Genomic DNA, 1,056 nt, shown 5'->3' on the forward strand with positions numbered 1-1,056 from the left:
TTAAAGCGGCGAACTTGAAACTTGAATCGGTGGATTCCCTTTCGGTTTGATCTGTGATTCATCCTTTGCAGGAGGATGTTTCATGTCAGCAGCACTGCCGCATGCGCTCAGGGCGCGTTTTCAAGCATATATAGAAGATGGTTTGAGTGGTCGCGCGGCTGCGGCCCGGCTGAGATTATCGGCTGCCACCGGTGTGCGATGGCAGCGCAAGTTGCGCGAGACGGGATCAGTCTCGATGGAGGCACAGGGGCGCCCTCCCGGTCATGGCAAACTTGCGGCCCATCAAGCCTTTCTTAAAGAGGTGGTGGCGCAGGATGGCGATATGACCCTGCCAGAGCTTTCCGGAGCGCTGAAGGCGGCCACCGGGGTTGTTGCCCATCCCGCCTCCATCGGGCGGTTTTTGCGCAAGCTTGGCTACACATACAAAAAAAGTCACTGGTCGCGACCGAGCGGCTTCGTGCGCGTGTAAAAAACCTGCGGCAGGATTGGCTCCGCCACCGCGTCCCCAAAATGCAGGTGTATCCGGATCGGCTTGTGTTTATCGATGAAACCTCGGTCAAAACCAACATGACGCGGCTGCGTGGGCGCAGTTCGCGCGGCCAACGCTTGGAAATGAACGCACCCTTCGGCGCATGGGGCACACAGACCTTCATTGCGGGCCTGACCCACGACAGTCTGATCGCGCCGTGGGTGATCAAAGGAGCAATGAACGGAGAGGCCTTCGCCGCATATATCCGGGAGGTTCTTGCCCCAAACCTACAGCCTGGGACGGTTGTCATCTGCGACAATCTCGCGACGCACCGTAACAGGGATGCCGCGCAGGCTTTGAAAGACGTTGGGTGCTGGTTCCTCTATCTGCCGCCCTACTCACCCGACTTGAACCCAATCGAAATGGCGTTCTCGAAACTCAAAGCACACCTGCGACGGATCGGGGCCAGAACATTCGACCAGATGTTCGACGCACTCGCCGAAGTCTGCGATCTGTTCACACCGCAGGAATGCTGGAATTACTGCTGCGAAGCAGGATATGGATCAAGTTAAAGGCTCGAGGCTTTA

The 1,056-nt window shown here is 57.4% G+C and carries 1 protein-coding gene; it reads left to right on the forward strand.

Going from position 1 to position 1,056, the window contains the following annotated elements; all coding sequences use genetic code 11:
• Positions 1-82: 82 nt before the first annotated feature.
• Positions 83-1,041 (forward strand): IS630 family transposase gene (locus PUT78_RS23615; protein ID WP_274354653.1). Its coding sequence is split into 2 segments (ribosomal slippage): positions 83-424 and positions 427-1,041, totalling 957 coding nucleotides; the frame shifts between segments, so codons are not numbered across the junction.
• Positions 1,042-1,056: the final 15 nt, after the last annotated feature.

It is taken from the genome of Roseinatronobacter alkalisoli (genome assembly GCF_028745735.1).
GTDB classification, from domain to species: Bacteria; Pseudomonadota; Alphaproteobacteria; order Rhodobacterales; family Rhodobacteraceae; genus Roseinatronobacter; species Roseinatronobacter alkalisoli.